This window comes from Streptomyces sp. NPDC054887 (genome assembly GCF_053610585.1).
The window spans coordinates 12,797-36,405 of sequence record NZ_JBSGYQ010000070.1 but is presented as its reverse complement, the minus strand read 5'-3'; the positions used below and the strand labels follow the sequence as shown (position 1 = coordinate 36,405).

At 72.2% G+C, this 23,609-nt stretch carries 18 protein-coding genes; 3 read left to right on the top strand and 15 right to left on the bottom strand.

Annotated elements, in window-relative coordinates; translation table 11 throughout:
• Positions 1–39: 39 nt before the first annotated feature.
• The 5 genes from ACWGH0_RS29370 to ACWGH0_RS29350 form a co-directional block, all read right to left on the bottom strand.
• Positions 40–912, bottom strand: coding sequence for a carbohydrate ABC transporter permease (locus ACWGH0_RS29370; protein ID WP_453407282.1), 873 nt, complete (start codon positions 910–912; stop codon positions 40–42).
• Positions 909–2,282, bottom strand: a complete 1,374-nt coding sequence (locus ACWGH0_RS29365; RefSeq protein WP_453407281.1) for an ABC transporter permease subunit — start codon at positions 2,280–2,282, stop codon at positions 909–911. The genes ACWGH0_RS29370 and ACWGH0_RS29365 overlap by 4 nt, the downstream gene beginning before the upstream one ends.
• A gap of 11 nt (positions 2,283–2,293) precedes the next feature.
• Entirely contained in the window at positions 2,294–3,625 is a 1,332-nt protein-coding gene (locus ACWGH0_RS29360) for an ABC transporter substrate-binding protein (protein WP_453407280.1), read from the bottom strand.
• 32 nt (positions 3,626–3,657) lie between these two features.
• A complete protein-coding gene (locus tag ACWGH0_RS29355; RefSeq protein ID WP_453407279.1) occupies positions 3,658–5,325 on the bottom strand; it encodes a glycoside hydrolase family 13 protein in 1,668 nt (555 codons plus the stop codon).
• Between the two features lie 207 nt (positions 5,326–5,532).
• On the bottom strand, positions 5,533–6,810 hold the full coding sequence (locus tag ACWGH0_RS29350) for an ABC transporter substrate-binding protein (RefSeq protein ID WP_453407278.1): 1,278 nt from the start codon (positions 6,808–6,810) through the stop codon (positions 5,533–5,535).
• Positions 6,811–7,004: 194 nt separating this feature from the next.
• Here ACWGH0_RS29350 and ACWGH0_RS29345 point away from each other — a divergent pair, with 194 nt between their 5' ends.
• The 3 genes from ACWGH0_RS29345 to ACWGH0_RS29335 are packed head-to-tail and all read left to right on the top strand — an operon-like array spanning position 7,005 to position 10,637.
• On the top strand, positions 7,005–7,511 hold the full coding sequence (locus ACWGH0_RS29345) for a PadR family transcriptional regulator (protein ID WP_453407277.1): 507 nt from the start codon (positions 7,005–7,007) through the stop codon (positions 7,509–7,511).
• Positions 7,508–8,323: an ABC transporter ATP-binding protein gene (locus ACWGH0_RS29340; protein WP_453407276.1), complete on the top strand. Its 816-nt coding sequence runs from the start codon at positions 7,508–7,510 to the stop codon at positions 8,321–8,323. The genes ACWGH0_RS29345 and ACWGH0_RS29340 overlap by 4 nt, the downstream gene beginning before the upstream one ends.
• Before the next feature lie 4 nt (positions 8,324–8,327).
• On the top strand, positions 8,328–10,637 hold the full coding sequence (locus ACWGH0_RS29335) for an FtsX-like permease family protein (RefSeq protein ID WP_453407275.1): 2,310 nt from the start codon (positions 8,328–8,330) through the stop codon (positions 10,635–10,637).
• Between the two features lie 626 nt (positions 10,638–11,263).
• Here the strand turns inward: ACWGH0_RS29335 and ACWGH0_RS29330 are convergent.
• From ACWGH0_RS29330 to ACWGH0_RS29285, 10 genes are all read right to left on the bottom strand, one after another.
• Positions 11,264–12,808: a PH domain-containing protein gene (locus tag ACWGH0_RS29330; RefSeq protein WP_453407274.1), complete on the bottom strand. Its 1,545-nt coding sequence runs from the start codon at positions 12,806–12,808 to the stop codon at positions 11,264–11,266.
• Positions 12,805–13,314, bottom strand: a complete 510-nt coding sequence (locus ACWGH0_RS29325) for a PH domain-containing protein (RefSeq protein ID WP_453407273.1) — start codon at positions 13,312–13,314, stop codon at positions 12,805–12,807. The genes ACWGH0_RS29330 and ACWGH0_RS29325 overlap by 4 nt, the downstream gene beginning before the upstream one ends.
• 24 nt (positions 13,315–13,338) lie before the next feature.
• Positions 13,339–14,994, bottom strand: coding sequence for a glucose-6-phosphate isomerase (gene pgi / locus ACWGH0_RS29320; protein WP_453407284.1), 1,656 nt, complete (start codon positions 14,992–14,994; stop codon positions 13,339–13,341).
• A gap of 58 nt (positions 14,995–15,052) precedes the next feature.
• Entirely contained in the window at positions 15,053–16,285 is a 1,233-nt protein-coding gene (locus tag ACWGH0_RS29315) for an MFS transporter (protein WP_453407272.1), read from the bottom strand.
• Positions 16,286–16,396: 111 nt separating this feature from the next.
• Positions 16,397–16,732: an RNA polymerase-binding protein RbpA gene (locus ACWGH0_RS29310; RefSeq protein WP_010352468.1), complete on the bottom strand. Its 336-nt coding sequence runs from the start codon at positions 16,730–16,732 to the stop codon at positions 16,397–16,399.
• 202 nt (positions 16,733–16,934) lie between these two features.
• Positions 16,935–17,165, bottom strand: a complete 231-nt coding sequence (secG, locus tag ACWGH0_RS29305; protein WP_214974604.1) for a preprotein translocase subunit SecG — start codon at positions 17,163–17,165, stop codon at positions 16,935–16,937.
• A 121-nt stretch (positions 17,166–17,286) separates the two neighbouring features.
• Positions 17,287–18,063: a triose-phosphate isomerase gene (tpiA, locus tag ACWGH0_RS29300; protein ID WP_453407271.1), complete on the bottom strand. Its 777-nt coding sequence runs from the start codon at positions 18,061–18,063 to the stop codon at positions 17,287–17,289.
• A gap of 6 nt (positions 18,064–18,069) precedes the next feature.
• A complete protein-coding gene (locus ACWGH0_RS29295; RefSeq protein WP_453407270.1) occupies positions 18,070–19,281 on the bottom strand; it encodes a phosphoglycerate kinase in 1,212 nt (403 codons plus the stop codon).
• 104 nt (positions 19,282–19,385) lie between these two features.
• Positions 19,386–20,390, bottom strand: coding sequence for a type I glyceraldehyde-3-phosphate dehydrogenase (gap, locus tag ACWGH0_RS29290; RefSeq protein ID WP_453407269.1), 1,005 nt, complete (start codon positions 20,388–20,390; stop codon positions 19,386–19,388).
• Positions 20,391–20,611: 221 nt separating this feature from the next.
• Entirely contained in the window at positions 20,612–23,572 is a 2,961-nt protein-coding gene (locus ACWGH0_RS29285) for a M14 family zinc carboxypeptidase (protein ID WP_453407268.1), read from the bottom strand.
• Positions 23,573–23,609: the final 37 nt, after the last annotated feature.

Here is a 23,609-nt window from a genome sequence, read left to right as displayed (position 1 = left end):
GCCTCACGGCGGGCCGGGCCCTTTCGCGTACGGGTGCGGCTACTTGACCGAGCCCGCCATGACGCCCTGCACGAAGTGGCGCTGGAAGGCGAAGAAGACGGCCACCGGCACGACGAGCGAGAGGAACGCTCCGGGCGCCAGCACGTCGATGTTGCTGCCGAACTGCCGTATCTGGGACTGGAGCGCCACGGTGAGCGGCTGCGCGGAGCTGTCCGCGAAGAGCAGGGCGACGAGCATGTCGTTCCAGACCCACAGGAACTGGAAGATGGCCAGGCTGGCGAGGGCGGGCCGGCCCACGGGCAGGACCAGTTGGGCGAAGATCCGCCATTCGCTGCCGCCGTCCATCCGCGCCGCCTCCAGCATCTCGCGGGGGATCTCGGCGAAGTAGTTGCGCAGCAGGAAGATGGCGAACGGCAGCCCGTAGGCGACGTGGAACAGCACGACCCCCGGGATGGTGCCGAAGAGCCCGAGCTGTCCGAACAGCTTGGCCACCGGCAGCAGTCCGACCTGGACCGGCACCACGAGCAGTGCCACCACCACCAGGAAGAGCGCGTCGCGCCCCGGGAACTCCAGCCAGGCGAAGGCGTACGCGGCGAGCGCGGACAGCACGACGACCAGCGTGGTGGCGGGGACCGAGATCAGCACGGTGTTCCAGAACGCCTGGGTGATGCCCGCGTCCGCCAGCAGGGTGCTGTAGTTGTCGAACGAGAGCTGCCCGGGGGCGGCCAGCGCGGTCCACCAGCCGCTGCCCGCGTTGTCCCGCTCGGAGCGCAGCGAGGAGAGGAAGAGCCCGGCGAGCGGTGTGATCCAGACCAGTCCTGTGACGACCAGCACCGCCTGGACGACTCCGCTGCGGAGTCCGCTGGTCAGCCGCGCGGGCCAGGCCCGGCGCCGGTCGGTGGGGGCGGTCATGACTGGCTCCTGCGGAAGCGGCGGACGTTGAAGAGCATGGCGGGCACCACGAGCACCAGCAGGAGCACCCCGAGCGCGCTGCCGAGACCCTGGTCCTGACCGCCGCCGAAGGACACCAGCCACATCTGGGTGGCCAGTACGGTGGCCTCCTCCTGCACCGGGCCGGGCGCGATGATGTAGACGAGGTCGAAGACCTTCATCACGTTGATCACCAGGGTCACGAAGACCACGGTCAGCACCGGGGCGAGCAGCGGCACGGTGATCCTGCGGAAGATCTGCCACTCGTTGGCGCCGTCCATCCGGGCCGCCTCCAGGGTCTCCCGGGGCAGTGCGGAGAGCCCTGCGCCGATGAGCACCATGGCGAAGCCGGTCCAGATCCACAGGTACGCGCCGATGACGGCCGGTGTGACGAGGGCGGGGCCGAGCCAGGAGACGCCCTCGTACGGCGGGGCGAAGTTCCGTTCCGGCAGCCGCAGTGCGTAGGAGCCGGCGTCGAGGCCGGTGAAGCGGTAGGAGCCGTCGGCCCCGGTGGTGGTGCTGGCGGCCACCTTGCCGTCGCGCACCGCCTCGACGGCCATCTGCGGCAGTCCGCTCTCCTTCGCGTCGACGGCGCCCTGTTCGCCGCCCCCGCCCGGGGTGAAGTCGAGGTAGACGACACCGCGCAGTTCGTCCGGGGCGGTGTCGGCGCTCGCCGCGCCCCGGGCGGGCGCGGCTCCTGCGGGCAGTTCGTCCGGCCGTACGCCGACGAGGGGGAGGTTGACGGTGTGCCCGGGGCGCACCGCGTCGGTCGTACGGAAGGATCCGTCCGGGGCCTTCGCGAGTCCCTGTCCGTCGCGGACGCGGGCGGTGGGATAGGAGGAGGTGTCCTGGAAGGTGCCGTGGACGCCGACCGCCACCGCGTTGAGCACGCCGCGGTCGGGGTCCTCCTCGTACGCGAGCCGGAAGATGATGCCGGCGGCGAGGAAGGAGACCGCCATCGGCAGGAAGAGCAGCAGTTTGAAGGCGGTCGCCCAGCGGACCTTCTCGGTGAGCACGGCGAGGATCAGCCCGAGGCCGGTCAGCAGCGTGGGGGCGACCACCACCCAGATGGTGCTGTTGCGGATGGCCTTGAGCGTGGCCGGGTCGCGGAACATCTCGGTGTAGTTGTCGCCGCCGACGAAGCGGGTGCCCGTGGCGTCGAAGAAGCTGCGTCCCACGGAGAACAGCATCGGGTAGACGACCAGTACGCCGAGCAGCAGCAGGGCGGGGAGGGCGAACACCACGGCCGTGAACCAGCGGCGGCGGGTGGCGCCGCGCCGGGGGGCGGCGGCCGGCGGACCGGCCGGAGAGGAACGGGCGGGGGTACGGGAGGGGCTGGTGAGGGCGGTCATGACGGTCGCCCTCAGTTCTTGAACGCCTTGGCCGCCGCGGCTTCGAGCGCGGCCGCGGTGCCCTTCGGGTCGGCGGGGTCGCGCAGGAAGTCCTGGAGGATCTTCCACTCCCCCATGCCCTTGGTGCCGCCGAAGGCCGCCGGGGCCTGGTCGGACATGTCGAAGCGGACGGTGTCGCCGGCGTCGACGAGCGACTCGGCGATGCTGCGCGCGGTGTCGTCGCCGTACGCGGCGGGGTCGGTCTTCTTGTTGGGTGAGAGGAAGCCGCCCTCCGCGGCCCAGACCTCGGCCGCCTCGGGGGTGGCGAGGTAGTCCATGAGCGCCATGGCGGCCTTGCGGTTGCGGCCGTCCTTGAGGACCACTGCGGCGTCGCCGCCGCTGACCACCGGGGCCTTGCCGCCGTCCACGGCGGGGAACGGGAAGAAGGCCGCGTCCTCGCCGATCTTCCGGCCGTGCTCCTCCTTGGCTATGGAGCCGACGAAGTCGCCCTCGTAGACCATCGCGGCCTCGGGTTCGGCGCCGAAGACCTGGCCGACGGAGCTGGGGAAGTCGGTGCTCAGCGCGCCGGACCTGCCGCCCGCGACGAGGTCCTTGTCGGAGAACAGCTCGCCCAGGGTGGTGAGCGCCCTGACGACGCTCGGGTCGGTCCACGGCAGTTCGTGCGCGGCGAGCCGGTCGTACTTCTCGGGGCCGGCCTGCGAGAGGTAGACGTTCTCGAACCAGTCGGTGAGGGTCCAGCCGTCCTCGCCGGCGACGGCGAAGGCCGGCAGTCCGGAGTCGGCGACCGTGGCGGAGCTCTTCAGCATCTCGGCGTACGTCTTCGGCGGCTTGACGCCGGCCTGGTCGAGGGCGTCCGGGCTGTACCAGACCGTGGACTTGTGGGCGGCCTTGAAGTACAGGCCGTAGAAGTCGCCGTCGACGGTGCCGTAGTTCTTCCAGACCGGTGCGAAGTTGTCGGTGACGGTCTTCTCGGTCTTCTCGCCCAGCGGCTGGAGCCAGCCCTTGCGCGCGAACTGCTGGAGCACGCCCACCTGCGGGACCATCACCACGTCGGGTGCGTTGCCGCCCTCGATCTTGCTGCCGACGACGGTGGACACGTTGTCGCCGGTGGAGATGAATTCCACCTTGGCGCCCGTCTTCTCGGAGAAGGCGTCGAGCACCTTGCGGAAGTTCTTCTGTTCCGTGCCGGACCACACACCGGCGACGACCACCTTGCTGCCGTCGAGCTTCCCGCCGCCGCTTCCGGCGGGGGCGATGTCACCGCCGCCGCACGCGGTCGCGCCCAGCGCGAGGGCGAGCGCCGAGGAGCAGGCTGCCACGGTCCGTCGTTGCACTCTCGTCATGACTGTTCCTTCCGAAGGGGTGGAGAGGGGGTTCACAGGGCGGCGCTGTCGCTGATCCACCAGGCGGCGGTGGATCCGGGCAGTACGCCGTCGGCGCAGGGGCCGCTGGCGAGCAGCGGGGTGCCGGCGACGGGGGCGGGTACGGGGGTGGTGCCGAAGTTCACGGCGCACACGAGCCCGTCGCCCCGGACGAAGGCGAGCACCTCGGGCGGGCTGTCCAGCCAGCGCAGACCGCCGTCGGCGAACTGCGGCAGTCCGCGCCGCAGTTGCAGGCCGTCGCGGTAGAGGTGCCAGAAGGAGCGGGTGTCGGCGAGTGCCCGGTCGGTGGCGTGTGCGGCGAACCACTCGGGCTGCGGCAGCCACGGCCTGGCCCCCTCCGTGCCCGACGTGAAGCCGAACGGGGAGGCGTGCCCCGACCACGGGAGGGGGACCCGGCAGCCGTCGCGGATGCGCTTTCGGCTGCCCGTGCGGCGGAAGATCGGGTCGGTCAGGACGTCGTCGGGCAGGTCCACGACCTCGGGCAGGCCGAGCTCCTCGCCCTGGTAGATGTACGCCGATCCCGGCAGCGCCATCATCAGCAGCGCGGCGGCCCTGGCCCGCGCGGAGCCGAGGCCGCTGCCGTCGGCGGCGGACTCGCCGTAGCGGGTGACGGTGCGCACCTGGTCGTGGTTGTTGAGGACCCAGGTGACGGTGGAGCCGGTGCCCGCGATGTCCTCCATCGCACCGGAGATGATCTTCTGGAAGGCGTCGGCGTCCCAGGGGGCTCCGAGCAGGTCGAAGAAGAACGCCTGGTGCAGCTCGTCGGGGCGTACGTACAGGGCGTGTTCGCGCGGAGTCGGTACGGAGACCTCTCCCACCAGCAGCCGCTCCCTGCCGTCCCGGGCGGCGTACTCCTCGCAGACGGCGCGCCAGTGGCGCCACACGCCGTGCACCTCGGGCTGGTTCCAGGCGAGCGGGTTGACGGAGTCGCGGGTCCGCTCGTCGGCCCCGGGGTCCGGGGAGTCGGGGAGTCCGGGGTGCTTGAACAGCCCCGCGGCGACGTCGATGCGGAAGCCGTCGACGCCCCGGTCGAGCCAGAAGCGCAGGACGTGGTCGAAGTGGGCGCCGACCTCGGGGTTGCGCCAGTTCAGGTCGGGCTGCTCGGGCGTGAACATGTGGAGGTACCACTGGCCGGGGGCGCCGTCCTCCCCGGTCACCCGCGACCAGGCGGGGCCGCCGAACATCGCCCGCCAGTTGTTGGGCGGCTCGTCGCCTCCGGGGCCCCTGCCGTCGGCGAAGTGGAAGCGGGCGCGGGCGGCGCTGCCGGGACCGGCGGCGAGCGCCTCGCGGAACCAGGCGTGCTCGCTGGAGCAGTGGTTGGGGACGATGTCCAGCAGCACCTTGACGCCGAGCCGCCGGGCCGCGGTGATCAGCAGGTCGAACTCGGCGAGGTCTCCGAAGACCGGGTCGACGTCGCAGTAGTCGGCGACGTCGTAGCCGTGGTCGTGCTGCGGCGAGGGGTAGAACGGGCTCAGCCAGATGCCGTCGACGCCGAGCTTCTTGAGGTACGGCAGCCCCGCCCGTACGCCGGCCAGGTCGCCGATGCCGTCACCGGTGCTGTCCAGGAAGCTGCGGACGTACACCTGGTAGATCACCGCGTCCCGCCACCAGTGGCGTGCGACGCGAAGGGGGAGGCCGTTGTCGGCCGGGGCAGTGAGCATCACCCGTGGACCTGTTCCTACTTGTGCGTGCGGGAGCGCCCAGAGCGGGCCTCCCGTTATGCATGCATGTTAGGTAGGTGTGACGAGAGGGTGTCAACGATGCGACCGAAAGCTGCCCTTAGTTACATACTTATGTCCGGAATTAGGATACAGCCCACATAGATAACAGGTAACTACAAGCCGACGAGCGAAGGGCGCACGAGGAGCTCAGCCCCGGCGCGCGACGGCCCTCAGTTCACGCGCCAGCCGGTCCACGGCCCGCTCCGGGCTCTGGCGCAGCGCCAGCGCGTCGTACGCCACCGCCTGCACGGCGAGGCTCACCTGGTCGTAGCGCGGGCTCTTGGGCCGCGGCTCCGCCGCGAGCACGCTCCGGCGCAGCGTCGGCAGGTACGGGTACGCGCGGACGAGCCGCGGGTCGGCGTACAGGGCCGCCCGCACCGGCGGCAGCGAGCCCTCGGTGAGCACCTTGCGCTGCACGGGCTCGCTGGTCAGGTAGGCCATCAGATCGGCGGCCGACTCCTGGTGGCGCGAGTCGGCGTTGACCGCGAGGTTCGAACCGCCCAGCACGCTCGCGCCCGCGCCGTCGGGCCCCGGCAGTGGCGTCACGTCGAACTTGCCGGTGACCTCGGAGTCCTTGCCGCCGGCCGCGGCGTGGACGTACGGCCAGTTGCGCAGGAAGAGCAGCCGGCCGTCCTGGAAGGCCCGCCGCGACTCCTCCTCCTTGAAGCGCAGTGCCTCCTGGGGGATCCAGCCGTCCCGCACCCCGCGGGCCAGGAAGCCGAGTCCGGTGCGGGCGGCGGCGGAGTCCACGGTGACCCGCTCGCCGTCGTCGCGGAGGAACGATCCGCCCGCCGAGTGCACGGCTTCCGTGACGTTGACGGCCAGCCCCTCATACGGCAGGAACTGCCCGGCGTACCCGCCGATTCCGTACTTGGGGGCGATCGTCGACGCCTGCCGCTCCAGCTCCGCCCAGGTACGGGGCGGCTGTTCGCCCTCGCGCCGCAGGATGTCCTCGCGGTAGTAGAGAAGTCCGGCATTCGTGACATAGGGGACCGCGTACAGCCGCCCGTCGAAGGTCGCCGTGTCGACGACCGGAGGCAGGAAGGAGTCGAGCGGGAAGCGGCCGCGGTCCACCGGCGAGATCCAGCCGGCGGCCGCGAACTCCGAGGTCCAGGCGACGTCGATGTTGAGTACGTCGAACCGCCCCCGGCCGGTCCGCAGTTCGGTGATCATCTGCGCCCGCGTCTCGTCGGCCGATTCGGGCAGCTCGACGAGGGTGACCTTCTCGTCGGGATGCGTACGGTTCCAGCCGTCCAGCAGCGGACCGAGATAGCCCGTGAGATCGCCGGCCGTGGCCAGCGTCATGGGCCCGCGCCCGTCCCCGCCGCCCGGCGGCCCGTCGGGGCGCACGACGCCCCCCGCGTAACCGGCCACGACGACGGCGACGGCCAGGAGTCCCCTTCCGGCGGCTCGTATCCACCGCATAGGTTCACTCCTCGGGCACCGGCGTCATTCGTCGTCGAGTGGCGTCAGGGGCCATGTATACCCGTTGGGCATGGGCGATACTAGAGCCCGACGTACAACACCAGGGCGATACGGGCCACACTCCGACGGCGGTCGGTCCCGGCCGCGACGAGCAGGTGCGGACGACGTACCGAACGGGGAGGAGGAGAGCACGCGTGCGCCTGCCCCTTCTGGCCCTCCTCGCCCGCGGACCGGCCCACGGGTACGAGCTCAAGCAGGGGCTTGAGCAACTGCTGGGTGCCGCGTACCCTCAGCCGAACGTCGGCCAGATCTACGTCACGCTCGGCCGGCTGGAGAAGTCCGGTCTGATCGAGGGCGAGGAGATCGCCCAGTCGGCCCGGCCGAACAAGAAGATCTACCGGCTGACGGACGCCGGGCGGGAAGCACTGCATGTCTGGTTCGAGGATCCGACCGACGAGCCGCGCGTGCGCGACGAGTTCTTCATGAAGCTCGCCCTCGCACCGGCCTCCGGCATGGCCGACCAGATCACTCTCATCAACAAGCAGCGGCGGCAGTACCTCAACACCCTGCGGGACCTGTCGAAGCTCGCCGCCGCCGAGGACCGGGACAACCGGATCTCCCAGTTGCTGATCGAGGGCGCGATGCTGCATCTGCAGGCCGACCTCGACTGGCTGGAACGCTGTCAGGAGGAGCTGGAATGAGCGACGAGGCACTCGCCGGCGTTCCCTCCGCCGCGCCCTCCCCGCGCTCCCCTGCCGCGCCCGCCCCCGGCGGCCCCGTCCCCGTCCTTCGCACCGAAGGGCTCGTCAAGACCCACCGGGGCGAGGGCGCCCCCGTGCACGCCGTGCGCGGCGTCGACCTGACGATCCACCCGGGCGAGTTCGTCGCGGTCACCGGCCCGTCCGGCGCGGGGAAGTCCACGCTGCTGCACCTGCTCGGCGGCCTCCAGCGGCCGGACAGCGGCGGCATCTGGCTGGACGGCACGCGGGTCGACGGCCTTAGCGAGGCGCGCTGGGCGGTGCTGCGCCGCCGCCGGATCGGCGTCGTGTTCCAGTTCTTCAACCTGGTGTCCAACCTGACGGTCGCCGACAACATCGAGCTGCCGGCGCTGCTCGCCGGGAGCAACGCGCGACAGGCCCGCGCCGAGCGCGAGAAGCTGCTCGCCGAGCTGGGCCTCGAAGGCAGGGAGCGCAGCATGCCGGGCGAGCTGTCCGGCGGCGAGCAGCAGCGCGTCGCCCTGGCGCGCGCCCTGGTCAACCACCCCGGGCTGCTGCTCGCCGACGAGCCGACCGGCAGCCTGGACAGCAAGGGCACCCGCGAGGTGATGCGGCTGCTCTCCCGCTTCCACCAGCGCGGACAGACCATTCTGCTGGTCACCCACGACCACCGGCTGGCCAGCTCGGCGGACCGGGTCATCAGCTTCTTCGACGGCCGCGTCGCCGACGACGCGGCGCTCGGCGGCAGGGCCGGCGGCGGCCGGGGCGTCGCCGGCGTGCTCGAACTGAAGGACTGACGGGGTGCGGGCCACCCTGCGCTGGGCGCACGCCGACCTGCGCACGCACCGCGGCGAGGCGCTGTTCATCGTGCTCGCGACCGCCGGGATCATCGTGTCGCTGCTCCTGGCCGGCGCACTCCTCGGTTACGCGGCGAACCCCTGGCAGCGGGTGTTCAACGAGTCGCGCGGCGCCCATGTGTGGATCCACACCAGCCGTTCCGCCGACGCTGCGGGGCTGGCTCGGCTCGACGGGGTCGACGCGCTCTCCGGTCCGTACCGCACGGCCCGTACGACCCTGCGGTCCCGGGGCGCCGAGGCCGCCGTCGAACTGCGCGGAGCCGCCGGCCGCCCCTCGACGGGCCGCCCCCTGGTCACCTCGGGACGCTGGCTGGAGCCGGGCGCGGCGGGGGGCGTCGTACTGGAGAGCAGTCTGGCCCGCGCGCTGTGGGCGGGGCCGGGGGACACCCTGTCGCTGCCGGCCGACGGGTCGTCCGTACGCACGCTGACCGTGCTCGGCGTCGCGGACAGCGCCGAGTCCCCCTACCGGCCCGGCGACCGGCCCGGCACCGGCTGGGTGCTGCCCGGTGAACCGGCCCTCACCGGCGCGCCGGCCGACCGCGCGGGGCAGGTCGTGGGGGTGCGGCTCGACGACCCCGACGACACGGACTTCGCGGTGCAGCGGGCCGTCACCGCGCTGGGCGCCGGCGAGGTCGCCGAGGTGTCCCACTGGCACCAGGCGCGCGCCGAGGCGCAGAGCGACAGCCGGCTGCTCGGCCTGCTCCTGGGCGTCTTCGGACTGGGCGCGCTGCTGGCCGCCGCGCTGGCGGTGACCGGCGCGATCAGCGCCCGGATCCGCGGCCATCTGCGGGACATCGCCGTCCTGAAGGCGATCGGCTTCACACCCGCCCAGGTGGTGCGCATCTTCCTCGTCCAGCACCTCGCCTTCGCCCTGACCGGTGTCGTGCTGGGAACAGCGCTGGTGGAGACGCTGGGTGCGCGGATGCCGGGCCGGATCGGCGAGGCGGTCGGCGTGTGGCGGGACCTGCCGGGCCACACCTCCGTGCTCTTGTCGCTGCCAGCCGCCGCGCTGCTGGTCATCGGCGCTGCGACCGGCCTCGCCGCGTGGCGGGCGGGGCGGGTGCCGCCCGTGCCGGCGCTGCGGTACGCCGTGCCGGTACGCGGCCGGATGCCGGCGGCGGCCCGGCGGGCGCTCGGGCTGGGCGCCGCGCCCGCGGCGGTGCTCGGCTGGCACGCGGCGTTCGGCCGCCGGACACGCGCCCTGTCCTCGATCGCCCGGCTGGCCCTGCCGGTCCTGCTGATCACGGTCGCGCTGAGCGCCTGGTCGACGCTGGACGGCCTCCAGGGCCGGGCGGGCGCGAACGGCGCGGCGGCGGAACTGACGGCACGCGCGGCGGAGGACCTGGAGGACCACGAGGTACGGGCCGTACTGGACGCGCATCCCAAGGTCGCCTCCGCCCACCCCGGGGTGGAGGTCGCGGCGCTGGTCCCCGGCCAGACGGGCACGATCGCGCTGCGCGGCCTCGGTTCCCGGGCCCGGCCGTACGCCTTCGACCCGGCCGAGGGGCGTGCGCCCCGGGAGCCCGACGAGGCCGTGGCGGGCCAGGGGCTGCTGGACCATCTCGGCATCGAGGTCGGCGACTGGGTGCGGATGACGGTCGGCGGGCGGCCGCAGATCCTGCACGTCGTCGGCCGGGTGATCGAACCGGAGAACGCCGGCCGGGTCGTCACCACCGACCTCGACACCCTCCGCGAACGCGACCCTTCCCTCGCACCGGCCTTCTACCAGGTGCGCTTGCGGCCCGGGGCGGACGCGGACGCGGTGAGGGCAGAACTGGCGGGCGCGCTGGACGGCCGGCTGGACCTCGGCGCGACGACCGGACCCGCCGACGGACTCGCTCCGGCCCGGGGCGTGGTCGTGGGGCTGATCGCCGTACTGGCCCTGATCGGCCTGACCGAGCTGCTCACCGTGATCGGTGCGAGCGTACGGGCGCGTGAACGCGATCTGCCGGCGCTGAAGGCGATCGGCCTGACCCCGCGCCAGGTCACGTCGATGATCGTCATATCCGCCGCCCTGACGGCGCTGGCCGCCGCGGCGGCGGGTGCGGCGCTCGGAGTGCTGCTGGCCGACACGCTGATCGACGCGCAGGGCGCGTCGAGCGGCGTGGGCGCCGGCATCGCGCAGTCCCCTTCGCCCCTCGTCCTGCTGGCGGTGGTGACGGCGGCGGTCCTGGGCGCGGCCGCGGCCGCCGCACTCCCCGCCGCCCGAGCCACCCGCCACCGACCTGCGGACACCCTCACCACGGCCGTCTGACCCGGCCCCGGCCACCACTGTCGGGGTCCACGAACCGGCAGGAGCCGCCGGCCCCGGCCCACCGGAGCCACGCCGGCACACGGCCGACTGCCCGCGCGGGCCAGCCGCCGACTCCACGAGGCCGCCGCCCACCACGCCGCCCGAACCACCCGCCACCGCCCCGCGGACACCCTCACCACGGCCGTCTGACCCGGCCCCGGCCACCACTGTCGGGATCCACGAACCGGCAGGAGCCGCCAGCCCCGGCCCACCGGAGCCACGCCGGCACACGGCCGACTGCCGGCGCGGGCCAGCCGCCGACTCCACGAGGCCGCCGCCCACCACGCCGCCCGAACCACCCGCCGCCGCACACCCTCACCACGGCCGCCTGCCCCAGCCCTCCCGGGAAGCACGTCAGCGCGCGGCCGGCACCAACGCTGGTCAGCCGCCGGCTCACCAAGGTCGTGCGCTCCCCCGCCCGGACCACCCGCCACCGCCCCGGGGACGTCTCTCCGGTCCCAGCCCTCGGCTCCCGGCCAGCGCCCCCGCTCGGCAGGCACGCCGACCGGTCCGGCGGCCGGGCCGTCAAGCACGGGCCGCGTGTGCGCGCCCGGTACGTGCCCAGCCGGCGGGGCGCGAGCAGCAGCTCAGTCCCCGGACCGCTCCAGGAAAGGCGCCAGCAGGCCCGGTACCGACGTGTCGGCGAAGTGCAGGCCCTCGCTCTCGGCGGCGTCGTGGACGGAGTACGCGCCCGCCCCGGCGGCGGTGGTCGCGGTGAGCGTGACCAGGCCGACCCGCCGCTGGAACACGGACTGCTTGATCGTCCAGCCGATCACCCCGCTCCGCTGCAACGCGACCGTCGTCCGCCGCACCGTCCCCGACCGCGCCACCAGGTAGCCGCCGCTGACCCCGTGCCCCAGGCTGCGGTAGGCGTCCCGCCCCAGCAGCACCGCCGGTGGCAGCAGCACCACGCCGCTCACCACGGCCGCGTACAGCAGGGCGTCGGTCAGCAGCAAGCCGAGGAATGCGAGGACGAGCACCGGGGCCAGCGCCGCGCCCGCCGCCCGGCGCAGCCGGCGCGTACGCGCGGCCGGCGGATGCGGCGTGAGGCCGGCCGCGCGCGTCGGCGAGGCGGACTCGCGCAGGACGTGGGCCGCCACCTCCTCCGCCGTGGCCCGGGGGACGGCGGGCAGCAGCGTCCTGTGATCCGCGTGAGCGCCGCCGTCCTCCCCCGTCGACAGCCCCGTGGCGACCGCGTCGACCCGCGCCGCGCCCACCAGGCGCACGCCGAGCGGCTCGACGAGCTCCACACCGCGCAGCCTCCGCTCCTCGACGGATATCGACCGCGTGGTGAACAGGCCGCGTCGCACCCGCAGGGTGCCTCCGGGTTCCCGTTCCAGCCGGTAGTTCCACCACCTCTCGGCCCACAGGCCGAGCGCCCCCACGACCCCCGCCGCACCGGCCCCCGCGACGAGCACCACGACGATCCACGGCACCGGTGTGTCCTGGAAGCGGTCCCGTGCCCAGCCGATCAGCCGCCCCCGCGCGCCGAACCACTCGCTGACCTGCATCAGGCCGCCCACCGCCGCGCCACCCAGCGCGGGGGCCACGAACGACAGCGGCGCGTACCTGATCCAGCCGGGGTCGAGGACCGCGAGTTCGCCCTCCCGCTGCGGGACGGCACCGGCCGCACCCGCCGGTCCGCGGTCCAGCAACTCCGTACGAAGCCGCTCGCCCTCCTCGCGCGTGACGGCGTCGAGTTCGAGGGTGGACTCGCCGCCGCCCGTGTTCTCGCCCGTACCGATGCGGACCCGCACCAGCCCGAGGACCCGCAGCAGCACGTTCGCCGTCAGGTCGACGCTGCGGACGCGCTCGCGCGCCAGCGAGCGGCGCTTGACGAGCAGCAGTCCCGTGCGGAGTTCGACCCGTTCGGCGCCCACGCGGTACCGCGTCCGGCGCCACCGCACACCGTCGAGCGCGGATCCGCCCACGACGACCAGCGCGGCTCCGCCCAGCACCCAGCCGAGCGCCTGCCACACGGGTCTGCCGCCGACGAGCCCGGCGAACACGGGCAGCCCCGCACCGGCCGCGACGCCCGCCATGACCAGCGCGGCGGCGAGCACCGTACGCGGAGCGAGCCGCCGCCAGCCGTCACCGGCGGCCGGTCCCTGCCCACGCCCGGGGACGCTCACGTCGCGTCCCCGGGCGTGGCCCGCGTCAGTACGGTCAGCCGCTCGGCGAGCCCGGCGGCGAGGGCGTGGTCGAGCCCCTCGATCCTCACCGCGCCCTTGGACGACGCGGTGGTCACGATGACCGTGGCCAGCCCGAACGCCTGCTCCAAGGGGCCGCGTACGGTGTCCACGGTCTGGATCCGCGACATCGGTGCGATCCGCCACTCCTGCCAGACGTACCCGGTACGCACGTACACCGCGTCGTCCGTGACCTCCCAGCGGTGCACCCGGAACCACCACTGCGGCAGGAGGACGGAGGCGGCCGTGCCGAGGACCGCCACCGCCCCGGCGGCCACCAGCAGCCACGGCCGCGCGGGCGCGAGGAACGCGCCCAGCACGGCCGGCACCGCCACCGGTCCCGCGGTCAGCAGGAGGCACCGGGTCCGCCACCAGCCGACGGCCCGCCGGTCGAGCGTGTTGTTCGGCGGCCTCAGCCGCAGAGTCCCCCCGGACCCGGTCCCGGTCATCGGCCGGCCTCCCCCTCCGCCCGGTCAGCGACCGCGCAGCGTCCGGTACGTGGCGGCGAGCGTCGCGGTCGAGCTGTCCAGCTCCTCGCCGCCCGCGCCGCCGCCGGTGAGCACCGGCTCGATCTTCTTGGCGAGGACCTTGCCGAGCTCGACGCCCCACTGGTCGAACGAGTCGATGTTCCAGACGGCGCCCTGGACGAAGACCTTGTGCTCGTACAGCGCGATCAACTGCCCCAGCACCGAAGGGGTCAGTTCCTCCGCGAGGATCGTCGTGGTCGGGTGGTTGCCGCGGAACGTCTTGTGCGGCACCAACTCCTCGGCGACGCCTTCCGCCCGCACCTCCTCGGGCGTCTTGCCGAAGGCCAGCGCCTGCGTCTGGGCGAAGAAGTTCGCCATGAGCAGGTCGTGCTGGGCCTCCAGGCCGGGCAGCAGGCCGGCGACCGGCCGGGCGAAGCCGATGAAGTCCGCCGGGATCATCTTCGTGCCCTGGTGGAGCAACTGGTAGTACGCGTGCTGCCCGTTCGTCCCCGGCGTGCCCCAGACCACGGGCCCCGTCTGCCAGTCGACCGGGTTGCCCTCGCGGTCGACGGACTTGCCGTTGGACTCCATGTCGAGCTGCTGGAGGTACGCGGTGAACTTCGACAGGTAGTGGCTGTACGGGAGGACCGCGTGGGCCTGCGCGCCGAAGAACGCCCCGTACCAGACGCCGAGAAGACCGAGCAGGAGCGGCGCGTTCTCCTCGGCGGGGGCGGTGCGGAAGTGCTCGTCGACGAGGTGGAAGCCGTCGAGCATCTCGCGGAAGCGGTCCGGACCGATGGCGATCATCAGCGACAGGCCGATGGCCGAGTCCATCGAGTAGCGTCCGCCGACCCAGTCCCAGAACTCGAACATGTTCGCCGTGTCGATGCCGAAGTCGGCGACCTTCTCGGCGTTGGTGGACAGCGCCACGAAGTGCTTCGCGACGGCGCCGGCGTCCGCCCGCAGGTTCGTCAGCAGCCAGTCGCGCGCCGAGGTGGCGTTGGTGATGGTCTCGATCGTCGTGAAGGTCTTGGAGGCGATGATGAACAGCGTCTCGGCGGCGTCCAGGTCGTGCACGGCCTCGTGCAGGTCGGCCCCGTCTACGTTCGAGACGAAGCGGACCGTCAGGTCCCGGTCGGTGAAGGAGCGCAGCGCCTCGTACGCCATGGCGGGTCCGAGGTCGGAGCCGCCGATGCCGACGTTGACGACGTTCCTGATGCGCTTGCCGGTGTGGCCGGTCCACTGCCCCGACCTGACCCGCTCGGCGAAGGCGGCCATCTTGTCGAGCACCGCGTGCACGGCGGGCACGACGTTCTCGCCGTCGACCTCGATCACCGCGTCGCGCGGGGCGCGCAGGGCGGTGTGCAGCACCGCGCGGTCCTCGGTCGTGTTGATCTTCTCGCCCCGGAACATGGCGTCCCGCAGCTCCGCCACCCCGGCCGCCCCGGCCAGTTCGCGCAGCAGCCCCAGCGTCTCGTCCGTCACCAGGTGCTTGGAACAGTCGAGACGGAGGTCACCGACCGTGAGGGTGTACGCGCTGCCCCGCTGCGGATCGGCGGCGAACAGTTCTCGCAGATGCGTCTGCCCGAGCTGCTCGCGGTGCTTCGCGAGAGCGGCCCACTCGGGGGTCTGGTTGAGCCTGGTACGGCTTTCTGCGTTCATCTCGGACATCAGCCCACTTCTTCTCGTACCTGCGTGCATGCCCCGCTGCTCCTCCAACCTAATTGATCAGAGCGGCCAGCGATGCTGTGCCCACCGCGAAGAGCCCGGCGGCCAGCAGAGCGGGCGTGTTCAGCCCCCAGGCGGACGCGGCGAATCCGCCCAGCAGCGCGCCGAGCGGAGCGCCGGCGATCGCCAGGGTGCGGAACGCCGAGCCGATCCGCCCCAGCAGCGCGGCGGGGCTGCGCTCCTGCATGAGCGTCACCTGATGGGTGTTCCACACCAGCCCCATGAAGCCGAACAGCGCGAGCGCGGCGACCGTCACCCACAGCTCACGGACCAGCCCCGTCGCGGCCAGGCAGCCGGCCTGCACCGCCCCGGCGGCCAGGACGCTGCCCACCCGCCCGATGCGCGCGCTGAGCCGTCCCGCGAGCACCCCGCCCGCCACGCTGCCCACGCCGTACGCCGTGACGGCCGCCGCGTAACCGCCGGGGCCGCCGTCGAGCCACCCGGTGACGTGCAGGACCAGTGTGGCGATGAGCGCGGCCATGCCGACGTTGCACAGGGTCGTGGCGACGCAGAGCCCGCGCAGCACCCGGTCGCGCCACAGCGCCCGCAGCCCCTCGGCGATGTCCCCGCGCAGCGTGGCGCCCGCCGCTCTCGGCGCCCGCTCCGGCGCCGGCGCCCGCAGGGAGGCGATCAGCACCGCCCCCAGGACGTACGTCGCGGCGTCCACGGCGTACGGGAATGCCGCGCCGGCCAGCAGCAGCGCGGGCACCAGCGGGGCGGCCAGGAAGCCGCCCGCGATCTGCTGCCCGGTCAGCAGGCGGGCGTTGGCGCTGCCCAGCGCGGCCTCGGGCACCAGCGAGGGCAGCAGGGCCGTGGCCGCGTTGTCGAAGAGGGTCTGGAGCGTGGTGAGCGCCAAGGCGAGGGCGATCAGCAGCGCGATCGAGGCGTGGCCGAGGGCGACCGCCACCGCGAACGCGGCCATGAGCGCGCCCCGCACCAGGTCCACGGTCCACATCGCCCGCCGCTGGTCGACCCGGTCGGCGACCGCGCCGCCGAGCAGCCCGAACAGCAGCCACGGCAGGTAGCCGCACGCCGTCACCAGCGCCACGAGTACGGGGTCGGACGTCAGCGAGGCGGCGAGCAGCGGCAGTGCGGCGGCGCGCAGCGCATCACCGAACTTCGAGACGACGGCCGCCGTCCACAGCCGGCCGAAAGCCCCGCGCCAGGCCGGCGCCGGGCTTCGCGTCGCGGGCGGCTCCGCCGTCGCGGCATGGTGCGTCGTCACAACTCCCCCTCCGGTTCACCTGCTTCGAGAACCGTAGGGGCCGCCACTGACAATCGGCCGCCGAAAGCGCTCCGGCCGGACGCCCGAAGGCGTCCGGCCGGACCGCGAATCCTAGATTTCGCCCCGCAGTTTGGCGAGCGCCTCGGCGAGGATCGCCTCGCCGTCCGCGTCGCTGCGCCGTTCCCTCACGTACGCGAGGTGCGTCTTGTAGGGCTCGGTGCGCGGTGGAGCCGGCGGGTTGTCCCGGTCCTGTCCGGCCGGGAACCCGCAGCGCGGGCAGTCCCACGTGTCCGGGACCTGAGCGTCACTGGCGAAGCTCGGCTGCGTCTCGTGCCCGTTCGAGCACCAGAAGGAGATGCGCAGACGGGGCGCGGACTCGCCGCGCTCAGCCTCGCCCATCGGCCCCGCTCCGACCCGGCTTCCCCGGATCGCGTTGCCACTTGCCACGGTCGTAACTCCCTGCGTGATGTGCTGGACTGCGTCAGTCAGCGGCTGCCGCCGCGGAGTCGTCGAAACAGCTCAGCTGCGGGCGCCCCAGTCTACGTAGGGCCCAACGCGCGTCCAGTGGCCGGAGTTGCACCCCGCCCGCGCGGACACGAGTCGCGCACCCATGATAGGCCGCGCTCCCGTCTCCGTACCGGACGTCGGGTCAGCTGTCCAGCTTCATCAGCAGGCCGAGCACGATGATGCACGCGAACCAGATCAGACCGACCACCACGGTGATGCGGTCGAGGTTGCGCTCGGCGACCGAGGAACCACCGACCGACGACTGCATGCCGCCACCGAACATGTCGGAGAGACCGCCGCCCTTCCCCTTGTGCATCAGAACCAGCAGCATCAGCAGCAGGCTGAATACGATCAGGGCGATCGAGAACCCCATAACCACGGCTGGACCAACTTCCTCGGACTTCGGACTTCGGAGACGGACGACGAGGGCCGGACGGCTGCTGACAGCCGTGCCGGCCCCCGCCAGGGTACGACGGATCGGCCCTACGGCCTACTCACTGGTCGCGGAACCGGACGATCTTGACGAACTCGTCGGAGTCCAGCGCCGCACCGCCCACCAGGGCCCCGTCGACGTCCGGCTGCGCCATGATCGCGGCGACGTTCCCGGACTTGACCGAGCCGCCGTACTGGATGCGGACCTTGTCGGCCAGCTCCTGCGAGTACAGCTCCGCGAGACGGCCGCGGATCGCTCCGCAGACCTCCTGCGCGTCCTCGGGGGTGGCGACCTCGCCGGTGCCGATGGCCCACACCGGCTCGTACGCGATCACGACGGACTCGGCCTGCTCGGCCGGTACGTCCTTGAGGCCGCCGTCGAGCTGGGCGAGCGTGTGGGCGACCTGGTTGCCGGCCTTGCGGACGTCCAGGCCCTCGCCGACGCACAGGATCGGCGTTAGGCCGTGCTGGTACGCGGCCTTCACCTTGGCGTTGCAGATCTCGTCGGTCTCGTTGTGGTACTGCCGGCGCTCGGAGTGGCCGACGGCGACGTACGTGCACTTGAGCTTGGAGAGCATCGCGCCCGAGATCTCACCGGTGTACGCGCCGGAGTCGTGCGCCGAGAGGTCCTGGGCGCCGTACTTGATCTTGAGCTTGTCGCCGTCCACCAGCGTCTGCACGGACCGCAGGTCGGTGAAGGGGGGCAGGACGGCGACCTCGACGAAGTCGTAGTCCTTGTCCGCGAGTGCGAAGGCGAGCTTCTGGACGTGCGCGATGGCCTCGAGGTGGTTGAGGTTCATCTTCCAGTTGCCCGCCATCAGCGGGGTGCGCGTGGTCATGCTGGGTCAGTCCTCCAGTGCGGCGAGGCCGGGAAGCGTCTTGCCCTCGAGGTATTCGAGGCTGGCGCCGCCACCGGTCGAGATGTGGCCGAATGCGTTCTCGTCGAAGCCCAGGATGCGGACGGCGGCGGCGGAGTCGCCACCACCGACCACCGTGAAGGCCGGGCTGTCGACGAGGGCCTGGGCGACCGCCTTGGTGCCCTCGGCGTAGTCGGGGTGCTCGAAGACGCCCATCGGACCGTTCCAGAAGACGGTGGCCGCGTCGGCGAGCTTCGATGCGTACAGCTTGCGGGTCTCGGGACCGATGTCCAGACCCTCCTGGTCGGCCGGGATGGCGTCCGCGGCGACCGTCGTGGGGTTCGCCGGGGCCTTCGTCCTGAGGTCCGGGAACTCCGGCGAGACCAGTACGTCGACGGGGAGCACGAACTCCACGCCCTTGGCCTCGGCGCGCTCAAGGTACTCCAGGACCGTCGGGATCTGGTCCTCCTGGAGCAGCGAGATGCCGACCTCGTGGCCCTGGGCCTTGAGGAAGGTGTACGCCATGCCGCCGCCGACCAGGATGCGGTCGGCCTTCTCCAGCAGGTGGTCGATCACGCCGAGCTTGTCGGAGACCTTGGCACCGCCGAGGACCACGGCGTACGGCCGCGAGACGTCCTCGGTGAGCTTCTTCAGGACGCCGACCTCCGTGGCGATGAGGCCGCCCGCGACGTGCGGCAGGCGTGCCGGGAGGTCGAAGACCGAGGCGTGCTTGCGGTGCACGGCGCCGAAGCCGTCGCCGACGTACACGTCGGCGAGCTGCGCCAGCTGGTCCGCGAAGGCGCCGCGCTCGGCGTCGTCCTTCGAGGTCTCGCCGGCGTTGAAGCGCAGGTTCTCGACGACGGCCACCTGGCCGTCGGCCAGGCCCGCGACGACGGCCTTGGCCGACTCGCCGACCGTGTCGGTCGCGAAGGCGACCTCGGTCTTGAGCAGTTCACCGAGGCGCGCGGCGGCCGGTGCCAGGGAGAAGGCCGGGTCCGGGGCGCCCTTGGGGCGGCCCAGGTGCGAGGCGACGACGACCCGGGCGCCCGCGGCGGCGAGCTTCTCGATCGTCGGCTGGACGGCGCGGATGCGTCCGTCGTCGGTGATGGCCGTGCCTTCGAGCGGCACGTTGAGGTCGGCGCGGACGAAAACCCGCTTGCCGGCGACCCCTTCGTCGAGAAGTTCGTCGATCGTCTTCATCTGTTACTGGACTCCTTGGGGAGACAAGACACATGACAGGGCCCGGGCAGCGCCGCGTTGCGCTGCCGGGCCCTGTACTCACATCGAGGTGCCTGCCGTACGGATCAGAGCTGGCCGCCGACGAAGACCGTGAGGTCTACGAGCCGGTTGGAGTAGCCCCACTCATTGTCGTACCAGCCGATGACCTTGACCTGAGTGCCCTCGGCCATGGTCAGCGACGAGTCGAAGGTGCAGGAAGCCGGCTCGTTGACGATGTCGGAGGACACGATCGGGTCGACGGTGTACTCGACGATGCCCTTGAGCTCGCCCTCGGCCGCCTTCTGGAAGGCCGCGTTGATCTCGTCCTTGGTGACCTCGCGCTCCAGCGTGATGACGAGGTCGGTGACCGAGCCGGTCGGGACGGGGACGCGCATCGCGATGCCGTCGAGCTTGCCCTTGAGCTGCGGGAGGACCAGGGCGGTGGCCTTGGCGGCACCCGTGGTGGTCGGGATGATGTTCTCGGCCGCGGCGCGGGCGCGACGCAGGTCCGAGTGCGGGAAGTCCAGGATGCGCTGGTCGTTGGTGTACGCGTGCACCGTCGTCATCAGGCCCTTGACGATGCCGAAGTTCTCGTCGAGAACCTTGGCCATCGGCGCCACGCAGTTCGTGGTGCAGGAGGCGTTGGAGATGACGTGGTGGTTGGCCGGGTCGTACTTGTCCTGGTTGACGCCCATCACGATGGTGATGTCCTCGTTCTTGGCCGGAGCCGAGATGAGGACCTTCTTCGCGCCGCCGGCCAGGTGCTTCTCCGCGTCCGCCTTCTTGGTGAAGATGCCGGTGGACTCGATCACGATGTCGACGCCCAGCTCGCCCCACGGAATGTCCGCCGGGTTGCGCTCGGAGAGGACCTTGATGGTGTGGTCGTCGACGGTGATGGTGTCCGCCGTGTGCGACACCTCGGCCTTGAGGCGGCCGAGGATGGTGTCGTACTTCAGCAGGTGTGCCGTGGTCGCAGTGTCACCCAGGTCGTTGACAGCCACGATCTCGATGTCCGCACCCTGCTCCAGCAGCGCCCGGAAGTAGTTGCGGCCGATGCGGCCGAAGCCGTTGATGCCTACGCGGATCGTCACGAAACCGATCTCCTCGTTGGTACGCCGGGTTTCGACGCCGGCGAGATGTATGGGATGTCCCCGACCGCTTCCGACCCTACCTCTACGCGGCGCTGTGAGTGACATCGAGCGGGCCCGGACACGGCCCGGCGGCCCGTACTCCCCAGTAGGGATACGGACCGCCGGGCGCGTCCCGGCGGAACCGGTCACCGACAGTCAGCGGCGCGGCCGGAACCGGGCGGTCAGCGCCGCAGGGAACCCAGCGCCTTTCCGAGCAGCGCGGCCCGCTCGCCGGCGCCCGGCACGTGCTCCAGGCCGAAGCCGAAGAGCACGGTGTCACCGGTGGTGACCGCCGCGTACGACTTGAAGAGCTCGCCGGACCTCGCCCAGTCGCCCCCGACCGCGGGGCTGCCGGCCGGTGCGCCCGGGACCGTCCAGGCCCCGAGCGACGTCTCGAAGCCTTCGCTCTCCTTGTCGGTCCCGCCGACGGTCAGACGCGCGTCGTCGGCGAAGACGCCGCGGCCGCCGCTGCCGGGGTCGGTGATGGAGCTCAGCGACAGTTCGACCTTCTTGCCCGCGTAGGCGCCGAGGTCGAACGCGACCTGCTTCCAGCCCCCGGACGAGCCGGTGAAGCTGTTCCAGGCGCCGGTGGTTCCGGTCGCCCGGCAGCCGCCGGACTCCAGGGTCAGGTAGTGGCGCAGGAAGGGGTGGCCGTTGATGAAGTAGCCCTGGTCGCACTCGGCCGGAACGGTGGTCCCGGTCGCACCGCCCGCCTCGGGCAGCGTGGTCCAGTCGTCGGCGCCCTCGGTGTGCGCCTCCAGGACGGCGTGGTCGTACGCGGTCTCCGTGTTCCAGTTGAGGGCGAGCCGCAGCTGCGGCTTGTCGGCGGCGCTCACCCCGGTCAGGTCGATCGTGCGGGTGAGGCGCTTCCAGTCGTTGTCCTCGTGCGCGGCGGCGGCCATCCACTGGCCCGCGTACGGGGCGTACGGATTGACGACGCCCGTGTACAGACCCGCGTGCGCGCTCCGGAACTGCGGGAACTGCTCGACCGGCAGGACGTCCGAGGTGACGGTGTACGCGCCCGCCGCGTCCAGCGGGTTGCCGGGCGCCGCGGTGAGCGGGCCGTCCGCTCCCGCGAGGGTGCCCGCGCCCTTGAAGCCGGTGGCCCCGGTGGCGTTGGCACGGCCGTGGGCGCCGAGGTAGTACTGGCTGAAGTCGTTGGTGACGGCCGGGCCGACGACCGCGTTGCCGCCCGCCAGTTCACCCGCCTCGATCAGCTTTCCGCCCTCGTTCAGGAAGGCCCGTACGGCGAGCTGGGTGGGGCCGGTGGGCGCCTTCGCGCCGGTGTAGTGGACCGCGGTGCGGAAGTGGGAAAGGACGCCGAGCGCGTGCGGCGCGCCCTGGGCGGCGACGTCCCAGACGACGGCGCGGCGGCCGTTCGCGCGGAGCGCGTCGACGTACTTCTGGGCGTGCTGCGCCGGTGCGCCCTCTTCGGCGATCACCAGGGTGTCCGCCCGGGGACGCTCCGCGACCGTGTACGTGAAGTGCTCGCTGGAGGTGCGCTTTCCGGCCCTGGTGCGTCCGGTGAACCACACCTCCACCGTGTCGCCCGGTCCGGCGTCCCCGACCTCGGCGCGGTACTCGTCGAACCAGAGGTTGTCCTCGCCGCCGTAGGTCTCACCGCCCTTCCAGCGCTCCAGGTCCTCCTGGTGCGTACGGCCGCCGTTGACGCGGTAGTTGAGCTCCTTGTCCCGTACGGACCTGCGCGCGGTCACGGCGACCTCCTGGTCGCCGCCGCGCGCGTAGGAGGTGGTGAAGGCGTCGGCCGTGAAGTCGGGGGCGTCCATGCCGACGGCCGAGGAGGGCCGGTCGGGGTGTGCGGCGGTCTCGGCGACGGAGAGCGCGAAGGGGACGTTCTTGGCGAACTCGGCCTGGATCAGCTTCTCGTCGTCGGGGAAGTTGAAGCCGGACTGGCAGTCCTCGGGCTTCCACCGGTCGTCGGGGTCGATGTTCGACGCCGTCTGGCAGGTGGTCATCTCCGGCGTGAACATCATCGTGCCGTTGATGTTGGCCGCGTGCCCGTCGGCCTCGCCGTTCGTGGTGTAGAGCTCGGAGGAGACCTGCGGGTGGTACCCGGGAACGGCAGGCTTCTCGGGCGTTCCCGCGAGCGCCCTGTAGAGCACGTCGTCGGGGGTCGGGGTGGCGACCTGCCAGCCGACTCCGTAGAGGATCAGTTCGGCGGCGGAGTGGTAGTTGATGCCGTATTCGAAGCCGATGCGCTTCTGGAAGCGGTCGAGCACGCGGGTCTCGGGCTCTGACATGGGGGAAGCGCCGCGGTAGGTCGCGCCGGCGGGGTTGGGCGAGGACCCCTCGTTGTCGTAGCCCCACTTGTAGGCGAAGTTGCGGTTGAGGTCGACGCCGTCGCTCGCGGTGTGCTTGCCGTCGCCGTCGTTGTCGCGCATGTTCTTGCGCCAGAGGCGGTCGCCGGCCGGGTCGTGGGTCCAGTCGTAGCCGTCCGGGTTGGCGGACAGCACGAACCACAGCTCGGTGGAGTCCACGATCTTCGTGATCCGGCGGTCCTTGCCGTACCGGTCCAGATAGTGGTGCATCAGCCGCCGGGTCATCTCCGGGGTGATCCACTCACGGGCGTGCTGGTTGGAGAGGTACAGGACGGAGGGCTTGGCGCCGTCCTTGGTCTTCTTCGCGCCCTTGGTGAGCTTGAGGGCGAGGATGTCCTTGCCCTGGACGGTCTTGCCGATGGAGACGACCTTGGTGAGGTCCGGGTGCGCCTGGCCGGTCCTGACGATCTCCTCCTGGAGATTGCCCTTGCCGCTGTACGGGCGGTAGACGCCGTCCCCGGCCGCGGCGATGCGGGACTCCGTCTTCGCCGAGACCTTGCGCTCCGTGAGGTTCCTGACGCCCTTGGCGGCCAGTTCCCGGGCCTGGGCGTCGGTGAGGAAGAGCTCGACGCGGGCCGTGCCCTTCTCCGGGGCGCGTTCGCCCATCTCGTGGGCGTCCTGGCCGGCCGCGAGGAGCAGGGGGACCTGCTCCTTCGTGACGTCGGCGTTGAACACCTTGACGGCGTCGGCGCCCGTGTCGGCCCCGGCCCGTCCCGTTCCGTCGGCCTGAGCGGCGGGTGCCGCCGTCACACCGCCGATCAGTAATGCGCCCGCTGCGAGGATCGATCTCGCTCTGCGTCTCATGAGCCCCCCTTGCCGTTGCCTGCCACGTCAGTGAACA

Coding starts and splice junctions, on each gene's coding strand:
- ACWGH0_RS29370 (WP_453407282.1), bottom strand. CDS start 912: ATGACCGCCCCCACCGACCGGCGCCGGGCCTGGCCCGCGCGGCTGACC.
- ACWGH0_RS29365 (WP_453407281.1), bottom strand. CDS start 2,282: ATGACCGCCCTCACCAGCCCCTCCCGTACCCCCGCCCGTTCCTCTCCG.
- ACWGH0_RS29360 (WP_453407280.1), bottom strand. CDS start 3,625: ATGACGAGAGTGCAACGACGGACCGTGGCAGCCTGCTCCTCGGCGCTC.
- ACWGH0_RS29355 (WP_453407279.1), bottom strand. CDS start 5,325: ATGCTCACTGCCCCGGCCGACAACGGCCTCCCCCTTCGCGTCGCACGC.
- ACWGH0_RS29350 (WP_453407278.1), bottom strand. CDS start 6,810: ATGCGGTGGATACGAGCCGCCGGAAGGGGACTCCTGGCCGTCGCCGTC.
- ACWGH0_RS29340 (WP_453407276.1), top strand. CDS start 7,508: ATGAGCGACGAGGCACTCGCCGGCGTTCCCTCCGCCGCGCCCTCCCCG.
- ACWGH0_RS29325 (WP_453407273.1), bottom strand. CDS start 13,314: ATGACCGGGACCGGGTCCGGGGGGACTCTGCGGCTGAGGCCGCCGAAC.
- pgi (WP_453407284.1), bottom strand. CDS start 14,994: ATGAACGCAGAAAGCCGTACCAGGCTCAACCAGACCCCCGAGTGGGCC.
- secG (WP_214974604.1), bottom strand. CDS start 17,165: ATGGGGTTCTCGATCGCCCTGATCGTATTCAGCCTGCTGCTGATGCTG.
- tpiA (WP_453407271.1), bottom strand. CDS start 18,063: ATGACCACGCGCACCCCGCTGATGGCGGGCAACTGGAAGATGAACCTC.
- ACWGH0_RS29295 (WP_453407270.1), bottom strand. CDS start 19,281: ATGAAGACGATCGACGAACTTCTCGACGAAGGGGTCGCCGGCAAGCGG.
- ACWGH0_RS29285 (WP_453407268.1), bottom strand. CDS start 23,572: ATGAGACGCAGAGCGAGATCGATCCTCGCAGCGGGCGCATTACTGATC.